Below are 22,623 nucleotides of genomic sequence, written 5' to 3' on the forward strand. Positions count from 1 at the left end.
GGCGATTGACCGGAATCAAGGTTGGTGACGGTGCGCTGCAGGTCTACCGCGTGAACTTCGTCACCAGCTCCACATGCGGCGTGTGGCGGAACTGGTCGACCGGCACCACGGTCTCGATCCTGTAGCCGCCATCGATCAGCAGCCGTGCGTCGCGGGAAAACGTCGCGACATTGCAGGACACTGCGATCACGACGGGCACCTTGCTCGCGGCAAGTTTCAGTGCCTGCGCCTGTGCGCCCTGGCGCGGCGGATCGAACACCACGGCGTCGACGTCGCGCAGCTCCGGCGGCACCAGCGGGCGGCGGAACAGGTCGCGCGGCTCGGCCTTGATCGGCTTCAGGCCAGGCGTGCGCGCGGCTTTCGCGAGCGCGTCGACCGCGCCGGCGTCGTTGTCATAGGCGGTGACGCGGGCCTTCTCGGCGAGCCTTAGCGCAAACGGCCCGACGCCGCAGAAGAGGTCGAGAACTTCCTTTGCCTTGCCCACGCGTTCTGCGACGAGCGCGGCCAGCGTCTCTTCGCCCGCGACCGTCGCCTGCAGGAACGAGCCCGGCGGCAGCGTGACCTCGGCGCGGCCCATCCTGACCGTCGGCGGCAGGCGTTGCAGCACCAGCTCGCCGTGCCGCGTCAGCCGCGCCAGCCGATGTTGTTCGGCGACGCGCGACAGCGCCGTGACCAGCGGTGTCGGCAGCGGGCCAGAGCCGCGCACATCGACATCGAGGCCGTTGGCGGTGGCGGTGACCTGGATGTCCAGCGGTTTCGTCACCGGCATTCTGGACGTCAGCGGTTCGGCAAGTGCCCAGGCGGCCTCGAGCGCGCCGTTGAGCGCCGGATCGAGAATGGGGCAGCGGTCGATCGGAATGACGTCGTGCGAGCTCGTCGCGGAGAAGCCGACCTTGAGGACGCTATGCGTGCCGAACCGCCCGTGCAGCGTGACGCGCCTGCGGCCCGCACCATGGGCATCGACCAGCGGCGCCACCTCGCAATCGACACCGGCCTGCGCCAGCGTCTCGACCACGATGCCGCGCTTCCAGGCGCGATATGGCGCGGCCGCCCAGTGCTGGATCGCGCAGCCGCCGCAGATGCCGAAATGCGGACAGAACGGTGCGATGCGCTCGGGGCTCGCGATATCGACCGCCAGCAACTTGCGGCGGTCGGGGTGGTTGCCGGGGACATGATCGACCTCGACGGTCTCGCCGCCGAGCGTATAGGGCACGTAGACCGCGTCGCGGCCGGTGAGGCTGACGCCATCGCCGCGGTGGCCGACGTGATCGATGGTCAGGCGCTCAACCACGGCGGGCGCCCAGGAAGAATTCGATGTTGCCGTCGCCGCCCGTGATCGGGGAGGGAAACACCTCGATGTCGGAGCAGCCGAGCGAAGCGGCAAAGGCCGCGATGTCGTCGCAGATCTCCTGGTGCACGGCGGCGTCGCGGATGATGCCCTTCTTGTTGTGTTTCCGGTCGGCCTCGAATTGCGGCTTGATCAGCGCCAGCAGGCTCATCGGCGCGGCCGCCAGCGACAGCGCTACCGGCAGCACTGACTTCAGCGAGATGAAGCTGACGTCGATGACGACGACATCGGGCCGTGCCGGCAGCCGCTTGCCGTCATAGCTGCGGATGTCGGTCTCCTCCATCGACACGATCTTGGGGTGCCCCCGCAGTGAGGGATGCAACTGGCTGGTGCCGACATCGATGGCGAATACCAGGCTGGCGCCGTTCGCCAGCAGCACCTCGGTGAAACCGCCGGTGGAAGCGCCGACGTCGAGGCAGACATGGTCCTCGATCTCGATCGGATAGCGCTCCAGCGCGCCGGCGAGCTTGACGCCGCCGCGCGAGACATAGGGGTGCGCTGGCTCCGCCTTGATCACCGCGTCCTCCGCGATCGTCTCCGACGGCTTTCCGACCTGCTTGTCGTTTGCGGTGACGAGGCCGGCCTCGATAGCCGCGCGCGCCCGCGCCCGGCTCTCGAACAAGCCACGCTCGACCAGCAAGACATCCGCACGTTTGCGGGCAGGGGACATCGGGTCTCCGACAGAGAACGAGTGCTCAGGATGCGATCAATCGCGCGGCGGCCATCCCGACGCAAGCCTCGAATGCAGCAAGATCGTGCCAGACGTCGACAGGCATTTCCGCCGGCGTCACCAGCGGGCAGCCGTGCAGCTCCAGCGCATGAATCATCATGAGATTGTCGGAGTGGCCGAAATCCTCGACCGTCAGCCCGTGCGGATCGACCAGCCGCCCGTCCTCGGAGGTGACGGTCAGGAATCGGCCGACGCGGTCGGCATAGACGGCGCCGTCGTTGGAATAGGCGAGGCAGAACTTGCGGCGGCCGGCCATGTAGCCGAGTTCGTAGACGGTGCCGGGATCGGCGCCGGCGCCGCGGAACGGGGTGAGGTTGGCGATGATGGCGTCGGCCTGGTCCATCATTGCCTCATTGCCGCAAAAGATCTGCCGCGAGGCGTCGGGGGCGGCAAGGTCGACGATGTTGTCGAGCGGATAGAGGCCGGTGAGGCCGTGAGCCACGCAGATATCGACCTTGCGCCGGCCGATCTCGACCGCATCCGGCAGGAACACGTCGGGGCCTGCCAGATAGATTTTCATGAGAAGAGAACCGAGAAAATTTGGATCGAGGTGCGAGCCGCGGCATATGCTCTGCTCCCTCCCCCGCCTGCGGGGGAGGGCTGGGGAGAGGGTGTCTCCGCATCGAGATACTCTCCCAGAGGAGAGAACCCTCAGCCGGATCGCAAGGGCGATCCGACCTCTCCCGCGAGCGGGAGAGGTCGAGGAATCGGCCTCAAGCCAGCTTGACCGTCTCGGCCTTGACGTCCTTGCCGAGCGCTTCGAACACCTTGGCGACGATGCCCTTGGCGTCGAGGCCGGCGCGGCCGTACATCGCGGCGGGAGTGTCGTGGTCCTGGAACACGTCGGGCAGCACCATGGAGCGGAAGCGCACCATGCCGGTGTCGAGCGCGCCCTGATCGGTCAGGTACTGCGCGACATGCGAGCCGAAACCGCCGATCGAGCCTTCCTCGATCGTGATCAGGACGTCATGGTCGCGAGCCAGCTTGAGCACCAGTTCGGTGTCGAGCGGCTTCATGAAGCGCGCATCGGCGATCGTGGTGGAGAGCCCATGAGCGGCGAGCTCGTCGGCCGCCTTCTCGCATTCGGCCAGACGCGTCCCGAAGGAGAGCAGGGCGATCTTGTTGCCCTGGCGGATGATGCGGCCCTTGCCGATCTCCAGGGGAACGCCGACGTCGGGCATCTCGATGCCGCGGCCTTCGCCGCGCGGATAGCGCAGAGAGCTCGGACGGTCGTTGATCGCAACCTGGGTCGCCACCATGTGCACGAGCTCGGCTTCGTCGGCCGCGGCCATGATCACCATGTTCGGCAGGCAGCCGAGATAGGCGTTGTCGAACGAGCCGGCATGCGTCGCACCGTCGGCGCCGACGAGGCCGGCGCGGTCGATGGCGAAGCGCACGGGCAGGCACTGGATCGCGACGTCATGCACGATCTGGTCGTAGCCGCGCTGCAGGAAGGTCGAATAGATCGCGCAGAACGGCTTGTAGCCTTCGGTCGCGAGACCGGCGGCGAACGTCACCGCGTGCTGTTCGGCGATGCCGACGTCGAAGGTGCGGTCCGGGAACGCCTTGTTGAAGATGTCGACGCCGGTGCCCGACGGCATCGCCGCGGTGATGGCGACGATCTTGTCGTCCTTCTCCGCTTCCTTGACGAGGCTCTGGCCGAACACGTTCTGGTAGGCCGGCGCGTTCGGCTTGGCCTTCGCCTGGGTGCCGGTGGCGACGTCGAACTTGACGACGGCATGGTACTTGTCGGCGGAGGCTTCCGCCGGGCCGTAGCCCTTGCCCTTCTGGGTCACGACATGGACCAGGATCGGGCCGGTCTCCATGTCGCGCACGTTCTTCAGCACGGGCAGCAGATGGTCGAGGTTGTGGCCGTCGATCGGGCCGACATAATAGAAGCCGAGTTCTTCGAACAGCGTGCCGCCGTCCATCATGAAGCCGCGGGAATATTCCTCGACGCGATTGGCGCGGCTGGCGATGACCTTGGGCAGGCGCTGGTTGATCTGCTTGGCCGCCTCGCGCAGCGTGCGATAGGTCTTGCCCGAGTAGAGGCGCGACAGATAGGCGCTCATCGCACCCACCGGCGGCGCAATCGACATGTCGTTGTCGTTGAGGATGACGATCAGGCGGGAGTTCATCGCGCCCGCATTGTTCATGGCTTCATAGGCCATGCCCGCCGACATCGAGCCGTCACCGATCACGGCGATAACGTTGTTGTTGCCGCCGGAGAGGTCTCGCGCGACGGCCATGCCGAGGCCGGCCGAGATCGAGGTCGAGGAATGTGCCGCGCCGAACGGATCGTAATCGCTCTCGCTGCGCTTGGTGAAGCCGGAAAGACCGCCGCCGGTGCGCAAGGTGCGGATGCGGTCGCGCCGGCCGGTGAGGATCTTGTGCGGATAGGCCTGGTGGCCGACGTCCCAGATCAGCCGGTCGCGCGGCGTGTCGAAGACATAATGGATCGCGGTGGTGAGCTCGACCACGCCGAGACCAGCGCCGAAGTGACCGCCGGTCACCGAAACGGCATCGATGGTCTCCTGCCGCAGCTCGTCGGCAACCTGGCGAACCTGCTCGATCTTGAGCTTGCGCAGGTCGTCCGGCGTCCGGATGGTGTCGAGAAGCGGCGTCTTGCTGTATGCGTTCACGGCGATTTCCAATTTGTCAGCGCCGGAAGGTCATTCCGGTGCGCGATGGGTTTGCACAATATCGGCGCAGCGCGAGTCCTAAAACCGTCGGAGCCACCTGCATGGGGCCAAGCCCCGTCTTCAAGCTTAGGTGAGCTTAAGTGCGCTCCGGTTCAGTCTCTGTGATCCCTGTCACTTAGATCGGCTTCGTCCGTCCCAGCCAATTTCATCAGCAGTTTGAAGCGCTTGTCGTCGGTAATTGGTGCCCACGCAAGGCTAACAAAAAGCCACACTGCGCGCAGCTTTACACCAAAGCTTGGGCCAAAGCCAACCCACCGGGCTGACTGCGGGTATGCACGTGCAACCCGTGGGCCAGATTGGTTAACTGGGGCGACTTGCGGGAGGTTCCGGCTCTGCCCGGTTCCGTGGCAGGTTTTTGGGCGAGACCGAGGCTCTTTTGGACGGATTCAGAGAGCTGGAATGCCTTGGCGGCACCAATCGTGACCACGTAAGACCTGAGCTCCACGGCGTTCCTGCCGGCGGAACCCGTGCAATCATGAAAAAAGCTGGCGGCCACCGCTCCAAATGGGCGGCTCGGTTGAGGTCCTTACTGCACGTCGAGCGGCGCGGTGCCGGTGGCTTGGCCGCTGGCATCGGTGGTGATCTTGTCGACGCGCGCCTCGGCCTGGCGCAGCAATTCCTCGCAGCGGCGCTTCAACGCTTCGCCGCGCTCGTAGATCGTCACGGATTCCTCGAGCGGCACCTTGCCGTCCTCGAGCCGCTTCACGATCGTTTCGAGCTCCTCGATCGCGCGCTCGAAGGTCAGCCTGGAGACGTCGACTTGGGTATTTTCGGCCATATCCGTTTCCGATTGCCCGATTCGCTTCACCTGAAGAGAAGCCGAGTTTTGCGGGCTTAATGTGGCGTGTGCGTCAAGCGCCCATCAGGGCGCCGACATGCGCCGTAACAGATTCTTTCAGTCCCTGCAGGTCATAGCCGCCCTCGAGCACCGAAACAATGCGGCCCCCCGCGGTCTTGTCGGCGAGGTCCATCAGCTTGCGCGTGACCCAGGTGTAATCCTCGGCACGCAGGTTCAGCGAGGCCAGCGGATCGCGGAAATGCGCGTCGAAGCCGGCGGAGATGATGATCAGCTCGGGGCTGAACTTCGTCAGTTGCGGCAGGATCAAATTCTCGAACGCGGAGCGGAATTCGGGGCCGCCGTCCTCGGAGGCGAGCGGCGCGTTGACGATGGTGTCGTGGTCGCCGCGCTCGCCCTTTGCGCCGGTGCCCGGAAACAGCGGCATCTGGTGCGTCGAGCAATACATCACGGTCGGGTCCGACCAGAAGATGTCCTGCGTGCCGTTGCCGTGATGCACGTCGAAATCGACGATGGCGGCGCGCGTGATGCCGTATTTGCGCTGGGCGTGGCGCGCGGCGATCGCGACATTGTCGAAGAAGCAGAAGCCCATCGGCTTGCCGATCTCGGCATGATGTCCGGGCGGGCGCACGGCGACGAAGGCGTTGCGGTGCTCGCCATTCATCACGGCTTCGGTTGCGGCCACCGCGCCGCCGACGCCGCGCATCACCGCTTCCCACGTGCCTGGCGACATCGAGGTGTCGCCGTCGATATAGATCAGGCCGCTGGTCGGCGCCATGTGGCGCAGCTCGGTCACGTAATGCTCGTTGTGGCAGAGCGTGACGAGGTCGAGATCGCCTTCCGGTGCCTGGTCGCGTACCAGGAACTGGAAGCGCTCGTGGGACAGCGCTTCCTCCACCGCGCGCAGGCGGTCGGGCCTTTCAGGATGACCCGGGGGCGTGTCGTGGTCGAGGCAGGCCTTGTGGGAGAGGAGAAGCGTGCTCATCAGGTCGGCCTCACGGGATACGGGCTCTCGACGTCGCTTGGCGCATCCGGCGCCAAAACGCAATGCAAAACCAATCTAGGCGCTTGGCCGAAAATGGCAAAGGGTGGTCCCGTTCCGGTCCGTTTGATCCGGATCAATTCACGCGCAGGATGCGGCTGAGCGGCAGCGGTCCGATCGGCCCGTGCGCCCGAAAGAACGCGAACAGGGCATCCGCATCGTAGCTGCCATATTGCGCCGCCGTCCCCTGTTTGGCGACCGTGAAGCCGTCGCCGCCGACGGCGAGGTAATCGTTGAGGGTGACGCGGTAGCCGCCTCCAGGCTCGATTGGCCGGCCGTTCAGCGTCATCTTTTCAATCATGACGCGCTCGCCGAATGGCTTTGTTGCGTCCCAGGTATAGCTGAATCCGTTCGAGACCTGGAGGATTCGCGGGCGCTTCGGATCGAGCCATTGCTGCTCCAGCATGTCCTTGAGCTGGCTACCGGTCAGCGTCATGGTGACGAGGCGGTTGCGGAACGGCTGGCTCGCGAACAACTCGCCGAACGACACCGCGCCGTTCTCCTTCGGGACGATGTCGGTGCGGATGCCGCCGGGATTGGTGAGCGCGATGACAGCGCTGCCATCCTGAGCCGCTTTGGTCGCGGCGAGTTGCGCGTCGGCGATAACGTCGCCGAGCGCGCTCTCGCCGGCCTCGTTCGGAACGCGCGACAGCGTCTGCGTTACCGATCCCGCCGGGCGGTTGGCAATGGGCGCCGAGAGCCTGTCATAGGCGTCAATCAATGCAGTCTGCTCGGGATCCTTGGCCAGCGAGGCATTGGCGACGATGACGTTCTCGGCCTTGGCTTTGACGATGTCTCGCGTTGCCGGATCGAGCGTGAGGTCGATCGCGGTGACCAGCGTGCCGTATTTGTCGCCGCTGGTGACCAGCCGCCCGTCGATATTGCAGATATAGGCGCGGTGGGTATGGCCGCTGACGACGACGTCGACGGCGCGGTCGAATTTCTTGACGATATCGACGATCGGGCCTGTGATAGCAGGGCATTCATTGTAGTCGCCCGAGGGCTCGCCGCCCTGGTGGATCAGCACCACGATTGCCTCGACGCCGCGCGCCTTCAACTGCGGCACGAGTGCGTTCACCGTCTCGGCTTCGTCGCGGAATTCGAGCCCGGCGATGCCGGATGGCGAGACGATGCCCGCGGTCTCCTTCAAGGTCAGTCCGATGAAGGCGACGGGGATGCCCTCGAACTCCCTGATCTCATACGGCGGCAGCACGCTCTTGCCGGTCGCGGTTTCCACGGTGGAGGCGGCGAGATAGTGGAATTTGGCGCCCGTAAACGGACGCGGTCCCTGGCAGCCGTCGACGGGATGGCAGCCGCCGTTCTGCATCCGCAACAGCTCTGTCTTGCCTTCGTCGAATTCGTGATTGCCGACCGAGGTGATCGCAAGCCCCATCATCGACAGCGACTCGATCGACGGCTCGTCGTGAAACATCGCCGACAGGAACGGGCTCGCGCCGATCAGATCGCCGGCGGCGACGAAGATCGTGTTCTTGTGCCCCTCGCGAAGCTGTTTCACCAGCGTCGCCATGTACTCGGCGCCGCCGGCGGCCACCATCACCTTCCCTGCCTTGTCCTCGGGATCATTGATGCGGATGCCGCCCGGCGGCGGCCGCAGATTGCCGTGGAAATCGTTGATCGCGAGCATCGCGCAGCTGCACCGGCAAGGCGGTCTGGGCCGAGGCGGGGAGGGCGGAGGTCAGCGCGAGTGCGAAGACGGCTGGGCGCAGAAAATGTTGCATGGAACCAAGATTAGTCGTTCCGCGCGAAGATTTCACGAAAGTTCTCGCTGCCTCCGTCATTCCGGGGCGCGCGCAGCGCGAGCCCGGAATCCATCGTGCGGCAGAGTTGGTGGATGAATGGATTCCGTGTTCGCGACTTCGTCGCGCCCCGGAATGACAGCCATTGGCCGAACCGGCCGCAATTTATCTTTTCTTCCTATTCACGAAAGTATTGAACGCGGCCATCGCGTCATCCGATTTCAGCCGCTCGCCGAACAGATGGGCTTCCTGATCGATGCGGCGGGTGAGCTCTTCGGGCGCGGCGCGCAGCAATTTGCGCGAGGTCGCGACCGCCTCGGCGGGCAGCCGGCAGATCTCGCGCGCCACCTTGCGCGCCTCGACTTCGGTATGTCCCGGCGAGACCACGGTGTTGACGAAGCCGGCATGATGCGCCTCCGCCGCGGTGAAGGTCCGCCCCATCACCAGCATCGCAAAGGCGCGCTGATATCCCATCGTGTTCGGCATCAGGAGGCTGGCGGCGCCGACCGGCACGAGCCCGAGAGGGATATAGGGCGCGGAGAAGGTCGCAGCGTTCGAGGCGAGCACGTAGTCGCAGTGGAACAGCATCACTGTACCCATGCCGATCGACGCGCCGTCCACGGCGGCAATGATCGGCTTGACGTTGAGGGCCAGCGAATAGAGGAATTTCGCGCCGTCCGACAGGGTATCCGGGCGCGAGGCGTCGGCCTTGAGAAAATCATCGATGTCGTCGCCGGCGGTGAACACTCCGGAGCCGCCGGTAACGATCATGCAGCGGATGTCGGGATTGTTCTGCGCGGTGTCGATCGCGCGGCTCATCTCGCGATACATGTCCTGCGTGATGGCGTTCTTCTTGCCCGGGCGGCGCAGGGTGATGACGCGCGTTCCGCGCTCCTCGGTGACGATGATGTTGCCGTTCGGCATGTAGCCCCCTGCGGTCGCCGCGATGCTTGCATTTGGCGAGTCCCGTAAGCGTCAGCCTACATGATCTTGCAGACGTGCCAATCCGCCCACGCGACCTTTTCGAGGAGGGCCCCCGGCGCATGACGCCTGCGAACCGTACGGCTTCGGATCCCGCCGGCCGCACCATTTCCACATGCAATTGCGCGCTGCAACAATTGGCTACAATGTTTCATTTGAAAAACCAGTGGTTGTGAGGCACGATTGCCCCATGCCGTTCCCTTTGGCCGATTGCTCGATTGATGATTGCCGCAACGGGCGTTGACGAATCCTCGCTGCACTACCGCGGCTGGCGGGTCGTGCTGGCCTGCTTCCTGATGGCCTTCTTCATGTTCGGCTTCGGCCTCTACGGGCAGGGGGTCTATCTCGCCGAGCTTCAGCGCGCCCACGGCTGGCCGGGCACGCTGGTCTCCGCGGCCAGCACCTTCTCGTTTCTGCTCACCGCCGTCCTCGTCATCTTCACCGACGATCTGCTGGCCCGCATCGGGCTGCGGTCGCTGATCCTGTGCGGCCTGGCCGCGCTCGCCGCTTCGACCGTGCTGCTGGCGCTGATGCAGACGTCCTGGCAACTCTATCTGGCCTATGCGCTGATGTCAGTCGGCTGGACCGGCATGGGGACCGTGGTGATCGCGACCGTGCTGAACTCCTGGTTCGAACGGCGCCGCGGGCTCGCGCTGAGCCTCGCCTTCAACGGCGCGACCTGCGGCGGCATCGTCCTTGTTCCGCTGCTGCTGTCGCTGACCGGCAGCATCGGCTTTCGCTCGGCCATGCTGGTGGCTACGATCGTGATGGTGGTGCTGGTGCTGCCGGTGGTGGTTGGCTTCATCGGTTGGCCGGCCGAGAGCGTGCGGATAACGGGCGGGCGCACCGGTGGGGCCGCGGCCGCACCGGCTCATTCCCGCAAGACGCTGCTCGCCAGCGCCGCGTTCTGGACCATGGTGCTCCCCATCGCGATCGCGTTGCTGGCGCAGATGGGATTCATCATCCACCAGGTGACGTTTCTGGAGCCGCTGATCGGCCGTGCCAGCGCCGGTCTTGCCGTCACCATCATGGCGGCGATGGCAGTGGTCGGCCGCCTGTCGCTCGGCCTGTTCGTCGACCGGCTCGATCCGCGGCTTGCCTGCGCAGCGTCGATGACGAGCCAGGCGGCGGCGCTGTTCGTGCTGCTGCAAAGCACGAGTCCTGCGGTGCTGCTGGCGTGCTGTGCGGTCTACGGCTTCTCGATCGGCAACATGATCACGTTCCCGCCCTTGATCATCCAGCGCGAGATCGGTTCTGCCGCCTTCGCCGCGGCGATGGGATTGGGCACCTCGATCAGCGGCATCGTCAGCGCCTTCGGCCCCGGCATCGTCGGCCTCGCGCGGAGCTTCACCGGCAACTACACGACGGCGTTCGCGATGTGCGTAGTGCTCGATCTCGTGGCTGCGGGGATCGTGCTGTGGCGGCCGGGGGCAAGGGCGAAGCTCGCGGCGTTGTAGCGGCTGTAGCCCGGATTACGCTTCGCTCCATCCGGGCTACGAACCGCGCTGGTGGTAAGCAGCCTATCCCAGCAACACCGCATCCGCGGCCGCGACCGACTCCGCGCTCTCCGTCACGGTACGCTCCAGCGCGCCGGCCTGCACCGTGATGTTCTCGGCGAAGAAGCGCGCGAGCGAGACGTAGCGCGCAGCGTCCGCAATGCCCTCGGCCTTCGCCGCGAGCGCCTCGGAGGCCAGCATGCAGCCGCCGAGCGTCGCGCCGAACTGCTGCAGATACGGCGTCGCACCGGCGAGCGCGTCGTTCGGCGCGGACGCAATGCGCTCCAGCAGCCATTTGCTGGTGCGCGTCAGGGCCTCGAGCCGCCTCGCGCAGCTTTGTCCCCGTGGTACCGAAGGCGGGATCGTTGGACGCCTCGACCTGGCTGACTGTTGCGGCGAGCTCGTCGAGCAGTGCCCAGACGGCCGCGCCGCCATTGGCCGCCAGCTTGCGTGTGACGAGGTCGATCGCCTGGATGCCGTTGGTGCCCTCGTAGATCGCGGTGATGCGCGCATCGCGATAGTGCTGCGCGGCGCCGGTCTCCTCGATGAAGCCCATGCCGCCATGCACCTGCACGCCGAGATAGGCGACCTCGTTGCCGATATCGGTGGAATAGCCCTTTGCCATTGGCGTCAGCAGTGCCGCGCGCGCGGCGGCATCAGCCCTGACCTTCGGATCCTTGGCGCGGGTCGAGACGTCGAGCGCAACCGCGGTGGCATAGCAGATGGTGCGCGCGGCCGCGGTCTGCGCCCGCATCCGCATCAGCATGCGCTTGACGTCGGGATGCACGAAGATCGCGTCCGAGCCCTCGCCCTTCTTGCCGATCGAACGGCCCTGCTTGCGCTCCTGTGCATAAGACAGCGCCTGCTGATAGGCGCGATCGGCGACGCCGACGCCTTCGAGGCCGACGCCGAGCCGGGCCTGGTTCATCATCGTGAACATGCAGCGCATGCCCTGGTTCTCTTCGCCGATCAAAAAGCCGATTGCGCCGCCATGGTCGCCCATGGTCATGGTGCAGGTCGGCGAGGCATGCATGCCGAGCTTGTGCTCGACGCCGCTGGCGAAGATGTCGTTGCGCTGCCCCAGCGAGCCGTCGGCCTTGACCATGAACTTCGGCACGAGAAAGAGCGAGATCCCCTTGGTGCCGGCGGGCGCGTCGGGCAGGCGCGCCAGCACGAAATGCACGATGTTGTCGGTCATGTCGTGCTCGCCATAGGTGATGAAGATCTTCGTCCCCTTGATGCGATAGGTGCCGTCGGCCTGCTTGTCGGCGCGGGTGCGCAGCGCGCCGACGTCGGAGCCGGCCTGCGGCTCGGTCAGCTGCATCGTGCCGGTCCATTCGCCGGAGACGAGCTTTTCGAGATAAATCTTCTTCAGTTCGTCGCTGCCATGAGCATCGAGCGCCTCGATCGCCGAGGCCGTCAGCAGCGGGCAGAGACCGAAGGCGACGTTGGCGGCGCTCCAGATCTCGGTGCAGGCGGCGTTGATCGCGATCGGCAGGCCCTGGCCGCCGAAATCCTCCGGCCCGGAGACGGCGTTCCAGCCGCCCTCGGTCCAGCGCTTGTAGGCATCGGGCCAGCCCGGCGCGGTCGTGACCTTGCCGGCATCGAGCTTGATGCCGTGCTGGTCGCCGACCTTGTTGAGCGGTGCCAGCACGTCGGTTGCGAACTTGCCGGCTTCCTCCAGCACGGCGGCCGCGATGTCGGCGTCGAAATCGCCGTAATGGCCGGCCTCCACGGCGGCCTTGAGGCCGGCACCATGATTGAGCGACAGCAGCATGTCAGAGATCGGCGCGCGGTAGGTCATGACTCACTCCCGGGGACGGATATTGGCGCCGTATTCCCATGAAACGGCGGAGGTCTCAATGGGCGGGATGCCGGTCCGGCGCCGGTCCGGAACAGCCTGTTGCACGGCCTATAATAGAGCATGGCGGACGCCAGGCCGGGGGCTGTGGTATTTTGCCCCTTCAGGCGGTTGAAATGCCGCTTCTCTCCCTATAGACCGGCTGCGACCGAAGGGAATCCGCGGGTGCCGGTTCTTCCGCCCCGTTCCGTTCGTCGCCTGTTGGGGCGTAGCCAAGCGGTAAGGCAGCGGATTTTGATTCCGCCATTCGGAGGTTCGATCCCTCCCGCCCCAGCCAAGAGCTCTGCTCCCGCTGAAATTGCGTGCAAAACCGATCTGGCTGGCTGCACGGCTCTGCGACAGGCTGGACCAGGCCCTTCGATGGCGTCATCGAATGATGAGATCGAGCGCAAGAAGCATAACACTGGAGATCAGGCCCGCGAACGGCACCCAGTGCGGGCAGATGAATGCACCCGGCGGCGGCACGTCGTTGCCGCTTTTGATCTTGATGAGCGCGAGATTGATGGTGGCGAAGACCACGAGCGTGAAGCGCGCCGTCAGATCCGCAAGGCCAGCAAGAGGAACCGCCAGCGCGAGCGATAAAATAGCCGCGACGCCAATCGCGGTCGCCAGAAGAGGCGTGTGCGTGACCGGGTTCAGTCTTGCGAGGACCCTCGGCAGGTTGCCCTGATCGGCAAGACCGTAGATCACCCGGCCAATCATGATCATATGAACAATGATGCCGTTGAGTGTCGCCACCACGGCAATTGCACTCATGGTGATGAGTGGCATGCCGGTGAGACGTTCGAAGACGAGAGCAAGGGGCGCTGAGGACTGCGAGAGTTCCTGTGGAGGCACTGCCGTCACGGCGATCCATACGACCATGGCGTAGATGAGGGCGGTCAGACCCAGGGTCAGGAACAGCGCGCGGGGCAGGGTCCGACTGGGATCCTTCAGCTCCTCTGCAACGTTGACGACATGCTCGAACCCGATGAAGGCAAACACCGCGATGAGTGATGTCCCGGCGATTCCGGTCCAGGCTGCGGCATCACCGACCGAAGGCCAGAGCTCTGGAAGGCGGGCGACAACGTCGGTGCCGTGGCCGAGGCCGGCAACAATGATCAGCCCCAGGCCGCCGACTTCGACAAGCGTCATGGCACCCGCGAAAGTGACCGATTGGACAGTAGCGAGGCACGCCAAGCCGCCCATCGCCAGGACAACCGCAGCAATGATCCAGGACGCCGGTGCAGAGACAAAGACCGCAACATAACCCGAACTGCCAACGCTGATCGTGGCGGCCGATACCGATGCGGTCGCGACCACGAGAAGCCCGACGGCCAAACTGAGCCAGTTGCGCTTGAATGCAGCCTGTACATAAGCCGCCTCGCTGGCGCTCACCGGCATGCGCGTACCCAATTCCGCGAATGATGCCGCGCTAAAGGCCATGACGAGTGCTGCGCCAACGAAGGCAAGAGGCGCGTGCATGCCACTGCGTCCGGCAGCAATGCCGACGAGAACGTAGATGCCGGCTCCGATGGTGACGCCCATCCCGTACAGAACCGCGTGTGGCAGTGTCAGCGCCCGGACAAGGCGTGGTGAGGCCTCTTGTGCTGGCGCAGGCAGGGCAGACATTCAAAGTTCTCCTCAGCGAAATAGCCGCCCTGGGTTCTGCAGCGGTCGTTGGCAGCTCGGACGTTTTCACGCTCAGAAGCGCCAATGCAGCGGTGCCTCGCTTGTGGCATCGCGCGTGCTCCGCGGGTTGATCCAGCGCAATCCATCGCGTCCAGTCGTCCCATGGGGCATTCTGTCCGTCCCGGCCGCCAACCGGGCCCGGCGGGATCGAAGCGTTCGGTCTGAACGGCTTCGTCATCGGCCCTGTCATCGCGGCCATATTCATCGCGCTGTGGGACATATTTTCGGCAACCGGACAGACGAATGACCCTGCCGCCACAATAGCCCCGTGAGATCCTTCGGATCGCAGCGACAAAAACACCGCCGATGACGACCGGGTGACCGGGATCACAGCAGCTTCGGCGGCGCGCCGACATGCTGTCCGCGGTTGCGGGATGGACTCGCAGCGTCAGCGGGAGACACACGATGAGCATTCCCAAGAACAACGACTTTGCAAATTGCGAACTGTCCCTCGAAGAGCTCGATGCCGTCGCGGGTGGCGGCCTGTGGGGCTGGATCAAGCACGAAGCGTCCTCAGCCTGGGACTGGCTCAAGCACGATGGGTTGAAAGTCGCGGAAGCCATCATCAAGGTGATTACGCATCCCCCAACGGGTCCGGGCCCGGGCCCGACCGTGCCGCACAGAATGTCTTGACGGCCAGCCAGGTCCACAGCTGTTCAACCTGCGTATCCCGGGCCTTCGGCCCGGGATGTTCAATTGAAGGATGCGCGTCGCCCAATGTGACGACGATCACCGCGCAACCGGGCCGGTCATGGAATATTTTGCCGGACAGGCCCGTCAATAATTCGCAGCGCATCATCCGATCGAATGACTTCTTTCAGATCACGATCCGGCAAGGTCCGACCCTATGCGACACGCCCGTCAGCCGTCACCGCCATCGGCGGTCTCCATTCCGTCGTCGCGCGCGGCGATCGGGCGGCTCAAAGCCGGGAGCGAATAGAACCGAGAATCCCGGCTGTGGTGTCCACGACTTGAAGCGCCTGTTGGGACTTGGCCAGCGCCAGCGCGGATCTCGTACATTGATCGGGAAGCTGCGCAATCTTCTTACGCTGGCTTGCAAGGATGCTGGTCGATTGATCGATGGCAAATCTCACGACATCGCGGGTCGGATCGTTCTCGCCGACGTTGGTCAGCTCCTTCTCGATCGTGATCAGATACTCGTAACTGGACAGCTCTTGCGAAATCTCGACAAGGTTCTGCATCGTGGACTTGACGCAATCTGCATCGACGGCGGTGATGTCGGGCCGCTTCGCGGTCTGGACGAGATCGCCCATCAGGCCCGCGAACATCGGCCGGAGATCCTCGACCTTCTTCAGATCGGCCTGGCTGAGAACGCCGGCCAGGCACGCGTTCACGCACACATTGGTGGCGAGCAGAACGCCAAGGCATCGCCCTGCGCACCGTGCGGCGAACACGCGTGCCGTTGCGACAGGTGTGATGCGATCCGTTTGCCGTCTCATCAGCTGCGTCCGATCTCTTTCGCCTCGACAGGTTCGATCCGGTCTCGTCGCGAGCTTAACGCCGCAGGGCAGATCGCTCAATCGCATTCTCGGACGGCGACGGGGGATTGAACTGTGACCATCGCTGCCGAACAGATTTTTCGCGCCAGCGCGTTGCAGCGTGCGGCATCGCCCGACGAGCTCGACCATCTCGTCGCGATCACCAGGCCGGCCGACTGGATCTTCGCCGCCGTCGTCACGGCTTCGCTGATCGCGGCGATCGTCTGGGGCATTTTCGGCCGGATCCCGTCGCGCGTCTCGGGGCAGGGAATCCTGGTCGGCAGCGGCCGCGTCGTCGATGCGGTCTCCGCCGCGGAAGGACGGCTCGCGTCGCTCGGCGTGTCGGTCGGCGACCATGTCGAGCGCGGGCAGGTGATCGCGCAGATCTCGCAAACCGAGATCGAGCAAAAATACGGCAACGCCGCGGAAACGTATAGGGAGCGTCAGCGCGAGCACGATGACATGGCCGCGAAGGTCGCGGCCGAGCTTGCCGTCAAGGCTTCCAACTTCGAGAAGCTTGAGGCCGCCTTCAACAAGGTGATCGAGGCGACGGGCCAGCGCGTTCAGTCGCTCGATATCGACGTGAAGAACCTCGAGCAGCTGATGGCAAAGGGCCTGACCACGCGCAAGACGCTGGAGGACCGCCGCCTCGAACTGACCGAAGCCCAGCAGCGGCGGACCGATTCGCAGAACGAAATCCTCAAGCTTCACGCGCAAAAGACTGACCTCGAAACCCAGCGCGCGCGCGAACTGCAGCAGGCCGAGTTCGCGGCCAACAATGCGCGCCGGGAAATGCAGGCGCTGGCGGGAACCCTGGGACGTAATTCGCAGGTCTTGAGTCCGATTGCCGGGCGCGTGCTGGAGATCAAGACGTCGACCGGCTCGGTCCTTGGCGTCGGCACGCCGGTCGTTCTGATCGAGGACGAGGGCGCGAAGCTCGAGGCGGTCGTCTATATCCCCGCGGATCGGGGCAAGAGCGTCAAGCCAGGCTTCCAGGTGCGCGTGGCGCCGAGCACCGTCAAGCGCGAGGAATTCGGCACGATGATCGGGGTCGTCTCCAGCGTCTCCGAATTTCCCGTGACCCCCCAGGGTATGACGGCCGTCCTTCACAACGATCAGCTCGTCAAGGTGTTCTCGCATGACGGCGCGCCTTACGCGGTCGCCGTGTCGCTGAATCCCGATGCGTCGACGGTGAGCGGATATCGATGGGCGGTCGGACGGGGGCCGCAGGTTCACCTGACCAGCGGCACCCTAGCCCAGGCCGAAATCACCACCCGAAACCGGCGCCCGCTGGATCTCGTCGTCCCCCTCCTCAGGAAGCTGACCGGGGTCGATGGATAGTCAGGCTTCACCGACCCCTGCAATCAAGAAGACGCCGACGATTCTGCAGATGGAAGCGGCGGAATGCGGCGCGGCCTGCCTCGCCATGGTGCTGGCGTTTCATGGCCGGTGGGTGCCGCTCGAACAATTGCGCGTCGAATGCGGCGTCTCGCGCGACGGCAGCAAGGCGAGCAACGTCGTCAGGGCGGCGCGCCGCTTCGGCCTGTCCGCCAAGGGATTCCGGCAGGAGCTCGCGACACTGCGCTCGGCGCCGACGCCGTGCATCATTCACTGGAACTTCAACCATTTCGTCGTCCTCGACGGGATCGAGGAAAAGTACGCCTACATCAACGACCCCGCTTTCGGGCGCCGCCGGATCGGCATCGACGAACTCGACAGGAGTTTTACCGGCGTCGTGCTCACCATGGAGCCGGACGCCGGCTTCGTTCCGCAAGGCAGCAAGCCCGGCGGGCTGCGCCTGCTGGTCCGCGAGCTGCGCGGCTCGAAGGCAGCGGTCGGACTGCTTGTCCTGCTCAGCTTCGTCATGGTCATTCCCGGCCTCGTCGCCGCGAGCTTCTCGAAGATCTTCATCGACGACATCCTGATCCAGCATCTGACGGGGTGGCTGCGGCCGCTGCTGGTCGGCATGGCCATCACCGCTTTGATCCGCACGATTCTGACGCTGCTGCAGCAATCGCTGCTGCTGAGGCTGCAGACGAAGCTCTCGGTGGTGATGATCAGCCGGTTTCTCTGGCGGGTGATGGCACTGCCGATGGAGTTCTTCACCCAGCGTCACGCCGGCGACATCGCGACGCGCGTCGCCGCCAACGAGCAGATCGCGCGGCTGCTGGCAGGGGGCATCGCCGCGAATGTGCTCAATCTCACCTCCGTCGTATTCTTTGCCGCCGCAATGGCGATCTACGATGTGTGGCTGGCCGCGATCTGCATCGGCCTGTCGCTGCTCAACGTCCTGTCCCTGCGGCTCTCACACCGGCGCCGGGAGGATCTCAGCCGCGGACTGTCGCAGGAGCGCGGCAAGTCGCTGGGAGCGGTCGTCAGCATAGTCAGGTCGATCGAGACGATCAAGGCGAGCGGTCTCGAAGACGAGGCGTTCGGACAATGGTCCGGCATCCAGGCCAAGGTTCTGAATGCCGAGCGCGATCTGGCCTCGTCCTCGATCATGCTCGATATGATCCCGACATTGATCTCCGGAATGACCATGACGGCGATCCTGATCCTCGGGGGTCTGCGGGTCATCGAGGGATCGCTGACGCTCGGCAGCCTCGTCGCCTTCCAGTCGCTGATGGCGAGCTTCTCCGAGCCGGTGGCGACGCTCGTCAATCAGGCCGGCGGATTTCAATTGATCCGAGGGGCGCTCGACCGCCTCGAAGACGTCTACAACTATCCGCTCGGCGACACGGCGAAGGACGATGCATCGGGCCAGCGCTTCCCTGCCAAGCTCGCCGGACGCATCGAGCTCCGGAACGTGCAGTTCGGCTATTCGCTGCTCGAGCCGCCTCTGATCGCCGATCTCTCGATCGCGGTCAGTCCGGGATCGCGCGTGGCGCTCGTCGGCGCGTCCGGCAGCGGAAAGTCGACGCTGGGCCGCCTGATCTGCGGCCTCAACAAGCCGTGGGCGGGTGAAATCCTGATTGACGGTGCTCCGCTCCAGGATGTCCCGCCAAACATCCTGGCGAACTCCATCGCCTATGTGGACCAGGACATCTTCCTGTTCGAGGGAACGGTGCGCGACAATCTCACGCTGTGGGACCGGACCGTTGCGGATGTCGACCTGACCCGGGCGCTGAAGGACGGCGAGATCCAGGACGAGATCGCCATCAGGGCCGGCAATTACGAATCCTATGTCAACGAGGGCGGAACGAATTTCAGCGGCGGGCAGCGTCAGCGCATCGAGATCGCCCGCGCTCTCGTCGGCCGTCCCTCCATCGTGGTTCTCGACGAGGCGACCGCCGCGCTCGATCCGGTCACGGAGAAGGCGATCGACGACAATCTGCGCCGCTCCGGCTGCACCTGCATCATCATCGCGCATCGGCTGAGCACGATCAGGGATTGCGACGAGATCGTCGTGTTGCGTCAGGGCAAGGTCGCCGAGCGCGGAACGCACGAGGCGCTGCTGGCGCTCGGCGGCGAGTATGCGCGACTGGTGTCGCAGGAATGACGGGTCACGTCGAAAGCATTGTGTCGGGTGCGAGCCTAGTCGCGTCGGCGGAATTGCCGATCGCGCTGGCGCTGGATAGCCGCCGTCCCATCCTGCTCGATCACCATGGCTGGGTGCTCGAGATTGTCGCCGGCCATGTCGACATTTTTGCCGTTGATGTCGGCGACGGAGGATACGGCGGCAGACATCATCTGTTTCGGGTCGAGAGCGGAGACATCGTTTCCGATTTGCGGTCCGCCGGCGGCTTGAGTTTCATTGCGGTCGGAACCGACGGCTCGCGCGCCTCGGCACGTTGCAGAGCCGAGCTGTCATCAGAGGCCCAGGCAACGCGCTGGATCGAGCGGCTCGCGCGCTTCGTTGCGGGACCGGCGCCGCTGTGGCAGTTGGCCGAAGTGGCGGAAGGGGAGGCGGCATTGCCGCCAGGCGCGTGCGGCCGCGGTCCGATGCGGGCCTGCTCTGGCTGACCGTGGAGCGCGGCCAGCTCAGGCTGATGGGAGCAGGGACGGCTTACGCGGCTGGAAGCCATCCGCTGCCTTTGACGTCCGGCCTGTGGGTCGAGGCGGGCGAGGAGGGGTGTGCCGCGATCGCCACCAGCGCAGGACCGGCCGTCGGCGCGATCTGGCCGGCGATCGATCGGTTTCACCAGAGCTTCGTTGCATGCGTGCAGGGCAGGCTGGCCCGTGAGCGGCTGGACGAAAGCGAGCGTCTGGCGAACCGGAACGCGCTCGCGGCCGCGCAATCGATCGAAGCCTTCGATCGCCTGTCCGGCATCATCGTGCGGCGCTTCGATCGCGACACGGACGATGCATCCAGATCGGACCGGCTGGCCGGCGTCTGCCAGATCGTCGGCAGCGCGATGCGCACGCCGATTGCGATCTCCGGACGGATCGACGGCGCCCGGCAGGATTTTACCGGCCTTGCCCAGATCGCGCAGGATGCCCGCCTGCGGCTGCGACAGGTGTTGCTCCGGTCGGATTGGTGGCGAACCGATGCCGGCCCGCTGGTCGGCTGGCTTGGCGAGCAGCGCGAGCCCGTCGCTCTGGTCTACGAGACGGGCCGTGGATACGTCATGATCGATCCGCTGACGAAAGTTCGTCGTCGGGTCGATCGCTCCGTGGCGATGCAGATCGCCCCGGAAGCTGCGATGTTTTATCCGCCGCTGCCGTCGCGATCCCTGGGGTTCACCGACCTTCTTCAATTCGCGCTGCGCTACGCGCGGGGCAGCGGCATGCGGATCGCGCTGGCGGTCGCCGTGATCGGGCTGCTGTCACTGGTGACGCCCTTCGTCACCAATCTGCTGATCAGCTCGATCATCCCGAGGTCGGAGCTCGACCAGCTGGTGTTCTGCGCGCTGGCGCTGGGTCTGACGGCGCTGTCGGTGGCCGGTGTGCAGGTCATGCAAGGCCTCGTCATGCTCCGGATGGAAGCGACGATCGACTGGCGATTGCAGGCCGCGATGATCGATCGTCTGCTCAGGCTGCCGACCGCCATCTTCCGGGAGTTCACGGCCGGCGAGCTGGTCGACCGCGCGATGGGCATCGACGCAGCGCGCCGTGCCCTGACCGGCCACGCGCTGCGCGGGATGATCGCCGGCCTGTTCTGCGTGTTCAGCCTTGGCTTGATGCTCTATTACAGTCCCGGACTGGCGCTGATCGCGCTTGCGCTGACGTCAGTCAGGGCGGCTGCGATCGTCAGCACCAACCTGATCCGGCTGCATTTCGAGACGAAGCACTTCAATCAGCAGGGCAAGGTCAGCGGATTTGTCCTTCAATTACTCACGGGCGTCGGCAAGCTGCGGGTATCGGGGGCGACGCAGCGCGCGCTCGGAATCTGGTCGAGGCAGTTCGCGGCCCAGAAGCAGTATTTCGTGTCGTCGCAGGTCGCGGGCAACGGCCTCGGTGCGTTCGAAACGGCGTTTCCCACCATCGCGACGCTGATCATCTTCGCCTATGCGGCTTATTCCGACAGCAATCTGTTGAAGGACATCGGCACCTTCTTTGCGTTCTTTTCCGCCTTCGGCCAGGCGATGGGCGCCATCGGCGCCTGGGCCGGCGGCTTGAGCGAGGCGCTCATCGCGATACCGCCGCTGGTCCGGCTGCGGCCTCTCATCGCCAGCCCCACGGAAATTTCCGACGACCGGACATCGCCGGGAGAGCTGTCCGGATCGATCGAGCTTGCGCGCGTCTCGTTCCGGTATCTTTCGAGCGGCCCCATGGTGCTCGACAACGTCACACTGAAGATTGCGCCGGGCGAATACGTCGCGATCGTCGGTCCGTCCGGAAGCGGCAAATCGTCCTTATTCCGGCTTCTCCTCGGGTTCGAGCACCCGGAATCGGGCGCGGTGTTCTACGACGGAAAATCGATCGGGACGCTGGATGCCGGCGCCGTGCGACGCCAGCTTGGCGTCGTGCTGCAGAGCGCGAAGCTGGCGAACGGAACCATCTACGAGAACATCTGCGGCGGGCTCCGGCTGCCGCTCGACCAGGCCTGGGAAGCTGCGCGCCTTGCTGGAATCGAAGACGACATCAAGGCGATGCCGATGGGCATGCTGACCCAGGTGTCGGAAGGTGTCAGCACGCTCTCCGGAGGACAGCGGCAGCGCATCATGATCGCGCGCGCCATCGCGCGGCGTCCGCGCGTCTTGCTGTTCGACGAGGCGACGAGTTCGCTGGACAATCGGTCCCAGGCCATCGTCAGCGATGCACTGGAAAACCTCAACGTCACCCGGATCGTGATCGCGCACCGGCTCAGCACCGTGCAGCGCGCCGACCGGATCATCGTGCTGGTCGACGGCAAGATCGTCGAGACCGGGACGTTCGAGGAGCTGAGCGCCGCCGGAGGGACCTTCTCGCAATTCGCGCGGCGACAGATGCTGTGAGATGCGCCGGCGATGATACCGAGGTGACCGGTGGCAGCGATGACAGCAAAAAACTCCCGGACTGCGGTCCGGGAGTTTCGTCGTTGTGAATTGAATCAGGCGTCTTGCCTCGCGCTTCAGGCTCAGTTCTGCTTCGTCGCGGCCTGACCACCGACGACAATCGCGCCGCCGCCGACGAAGATGCCGGCAATCACGGCAACCGGCGTGCTCGAGAGGAATTTGCCGATGGCCTGGCCTGCGTCGTGGAGTTGGTTGCCGAGCCAGTGCGTGGCGCTGCTGAACCAGCCGCCGCCGGCGACTTCATCGAGCTGTTCGATCGAGAGTTCAAAGTTCGCGCCGTCGTTGTTGATCTGATGGGCCATG

The 22,623-nt window shown here is 65.0% G+C and carries 16 protein-coding genes, 1 tRNA gene and 3 pseudogenes; 8 read left to right on the plus strand and 12 right to left on the minus strand.

Going from position 1 to position 22,623, the window contains the following annotated elements; translation table 11 throughout:
* Positions 1-43: 43 nt before the first annotated feature.
* From ACQ86E_RS22865 to ACQ86E_RS22900, 8 genes and pseudogenes are all read right to left on the minus strand, one after another.
* Positions 44-1,291 (minus strand): class I SAM-dependent RNA methyltransferase, encoded by a 1,248-nt coding sequence (locus tag ACQ86E_RS22865; RefSeq protein ID WP_431201915.1) that lies wholly within the window; start codon positions 1,289-1,291, stop codon positions 44-46.
* A complete protein-coding gene (locus ACQ86E_RS22870) occupies positions 1,284-2,018 on the minus strand; it encodes a TlyA family RNA methyltransferase (protein ID WP_431201916.1) in 735 nt (244 codons plus the stop codon). Before ACQ86E_RS22870 ends, ACQ86E_RS22865 begins: the two co-directional genes overlap by 8 nt.
* Before the next feature lie 25 nt (positions 2,019-2,043).
* Positions 2,044-2,598 carry a nucleoside 2-deoxyribosyltransferase gene (locus ACQ86E_RS22875; RefSeq protein ID WP_431201917.1) on the minus strand — a complete coding sequence of 185 codons (555 nt, stop codon included), beginning with the start codon at positions 2,596-2,598 and terminating at the stop codon, positions 2,044-2,046.
* A gap of 193 nt (positions 2,599-2,791) precedes the next feature.
* Entirely contained in the window at positions 2,792-4,720 is a 1,929-nt protein-coding gene (gene dxs, locus ACQ86E_RS22880) for a 1-deoxy-D-xylulose-5-phosphate synthase (protein WP_431201918.1), read from the minus strand.
* A gap of 586 nt (positions 4,721-5,306) precedes the next feature.
* Positions 5,307-5,558 carry an exodeoxyribonuclease VII small subunit gene (locus tag ACQ86E_RS22885; RefSeq protein ID WP_008132970.1) on the minus strand — a complete coding sequence of 84 codons (252 nt, stop codon included), beginning with the start codon at positions 5,556-5,558 and terminating at the stop codon, positions 5,307-5,309.
* A 73-nt stretch (positions 5,559-5,631) separates the two neighbouring features.
* Positions 5,632-6,561 (minus strand): histone deacetylase family protein, encoded by a 930-nt coding sequence (locus ACQ86E_RS22890; protein WP_431201919.1) that lies wholly within the window; start codon positions 6,559-6,561, stop codon positions 5,632-5,634.
* Positions 6,562-6,694: 133 nt separating this feature from the next.
* Positions 6,695-8,357: pseudogene (locus ACQ86E_RS22895) on the minus strand (bifunctional metallophosphatase/5'-nucleotidase).
* Between the two features lie 183 nt (positions 8,358-8,540).
* Positions 8,541-9,299 carry an enoyl-CoA hydratase-related protein gene (locus tag ACQ86E_RS22900; RefSeq protein ID WP_431201920.1) on the minus strand — a complete coding sequence of 253 codons (759 nt, stop codon included), beginning with the start codon at positions 9,297-9,299 and terminating at the stop codon, positions 8,541-8,543.
* Positions 9,300-9,577: 278 nt separating this feature from the next.
* On the opposite strand from ACQ86E_RS22900, the gene ACQ86E_RS22905 reads away from it, so the two are divergent.
* Positions 9,578-10,813, plus strand: coding sequence for an MFS transporter (locus ACQ86E_RS22905; protein ID WP_431201921.1), 1,236 nt, complete (start codon positions 9,578-9,580; stop codon positions 10,811-10,813).
* Positions 10,814-10,876: 63 nt separating this feature from the next.
* Here ACQ86E_RS22905 and ACQ86E_RS22910 read toward each other — a convergent pair.
* Positions 10,877-12,656: pseudogene (locus tag ACQ86E_RS22910) on the minus strand (acyl-CoA dehydrogenase).
* 259 nt (positions 12,657-12,915) lie between these two features.
* Here ACQ86E_RS22910 and ACQ86E_RS22915 point away from each other — a divergent pair.
* A tRNA-Gln gene (locus ACQ86E_RS22915) sits at positions 12,916-12,990 on the plus strand.
* An 89-nt stretch (positions 12,991-13,079) separates the two neighbouring features.
* On the opposite strand, the gene ACQ86E_RS22920 is transcribed toward ACQ86E_RS22915, so the two are convergent.
* Positions 13,080-14,324, minus strand: a complete 1,245-nt coding sequence (locus ACQ86E_RS22920; protein WP_431201922.1) for an APC family permease — start codon at positions 14,322-14,324, stop codon at positions 13,080-13,082.
* A 200-nt stretch (positions 14,325-14,524) separates the two neighbouring features.
* On the opposite strand from ACQ86E_RS22920, the pseudogene ACQ86E_RS22925 reads away from it, so the two are divergent.
* Positions 14,525-14,656, plus strand: a pseudogene (locus ACQ86E_RS22925) (AI-2E family transporter); the annotation flags it as partial.
* Between the two features lie 133 nt (positions 14,657-14,789).
* The gene (locus ACQ86E_RS22930; RefSeq protein ID WP_431201923.1) at positions 14,790-15,017 is read left to right on the plus strand and encodes a hypothetical protein; all 228 of its coding nucleotides are present in this window, start codon (positions 14,790-14,792) and stop codon (positions 15,015-15,017) included.
* Positions 15,018-15,304: 287 nt separating this feature from the next.
* On the opposite strand, the gene ACQ86E_RS22935 is transcribed toward ACQ86E_RS22930, so the two are convergent.
* Positions 15,305-15,925 carry a hypothetical protein gene (locus ACQ86E_RS22935; protein WP_431201924.1) on the minus strand — a complete coding sequence of 207 codons (621 nt, stop codon included), beginning with the start codon at positions 15,923-15,925 and terminating at the stop codon, positions 15,305-15,307.
* Between the two features lie 33 nt (positions 15,926-15,958).
* Here ACQ86E_RS22935 and ACQ86E_RS22940 point away from each other — a divergent pair, with 33 nt between their 5' ends.
* Genes ACQ86E_RS22940 through ACQ86E_RS22955 form a run of 4 tightly spaced genes read left to right on the plus strand, consistent with a single transcriptional unit; the run spans position 15,959 to position 22,260 of the window.
* Positions 15,959-17,224 (plus strand): NHLP bacteriocin system secretion protein, encoded by a 1,266-nt coding sequence (locus ACQ86E_RS22940; RefSeq protein ID WP_431201925.1) that lies wholly within the window; start codon positions 15,959-15,961, stop codon positions 17,222-17,224.
* Positions 17,217-19,382 (plus strand): NHLP family bacteriocin export ABC transporter peptidase/permease/ATPase subunit, encoded by a 2,166-nt coding sequence (locus ACQ86E_RS22945; RefSeq protein ID WP_431201926.1) that lies wholly within the window; start codon positions 17,217-17,219, stop codon positions 19,380-19,382. The genes ACQ86E_RS22940 and ACQ86E_RS22945 overlap by 8 nt, the downstream gene beginning before the upstream one ends.
* A gap of 53 nt (positions 19,383-19,435) precedes the next feature.
* The gene (locus tag ACQ86E_RS22950; protein WP_431201927.1) at positions 19,436-19,846 is read left to right on the plus strand and encodes a hypothetical protein; all 411 of its coding nucleotides are present in this window, start codon (positions 19,436-19,438) and stop codon (positions 19,844-19,846) included.
* Positions 19,810-22,260 carry an NHLP bacteriocin export ABC transporter permease/ATPase subunit gene (locus ACQ86E_RS22955; RefSeq protein ID WP_431201928.1) on the plus strand — a complete coding sequence of 817 codons (2,451 nt, stop codon included), beginning with the start codon at positions 19,810-19,812 and terminating at the stop codon, positions 22,258-22,260. Before ACQ86E_RS22950 ends, ACQ86E_RS22955 begins: the two co-directional genes overlap by 37 nt.
* Positions 22,261-22,382: 122 nt before the next feature.
* Here the strand turns inward: ACQ86E_RS22955 and ACQ86E_RS22960 are convergent, their stop codons facing one another.
* The gene (locus ACQ86E_RS22960) at positions 22,383-22,622 is read right to left on the minus strand and encodes a hypothetical protein (protein ID WP_431201929.1); all 240 of its coding nucleotides are present in this window, start codon (positions 22,620-22,622) and stop codon (positions 22,383-22,385) included.
* Between the last annotated feature and the right edge of the window lies 1 nt (position 22,623).

This window comes from Bradyrhizobium betae (assembly GCF_050632175.1).
Lineage (GTDB): Bacteria > Pseudomonadota > Alphaproteobacteria > Rhizobiales > Xanthobacteraceae > Bradyrhizobium > Bradyrhizobium betae_B.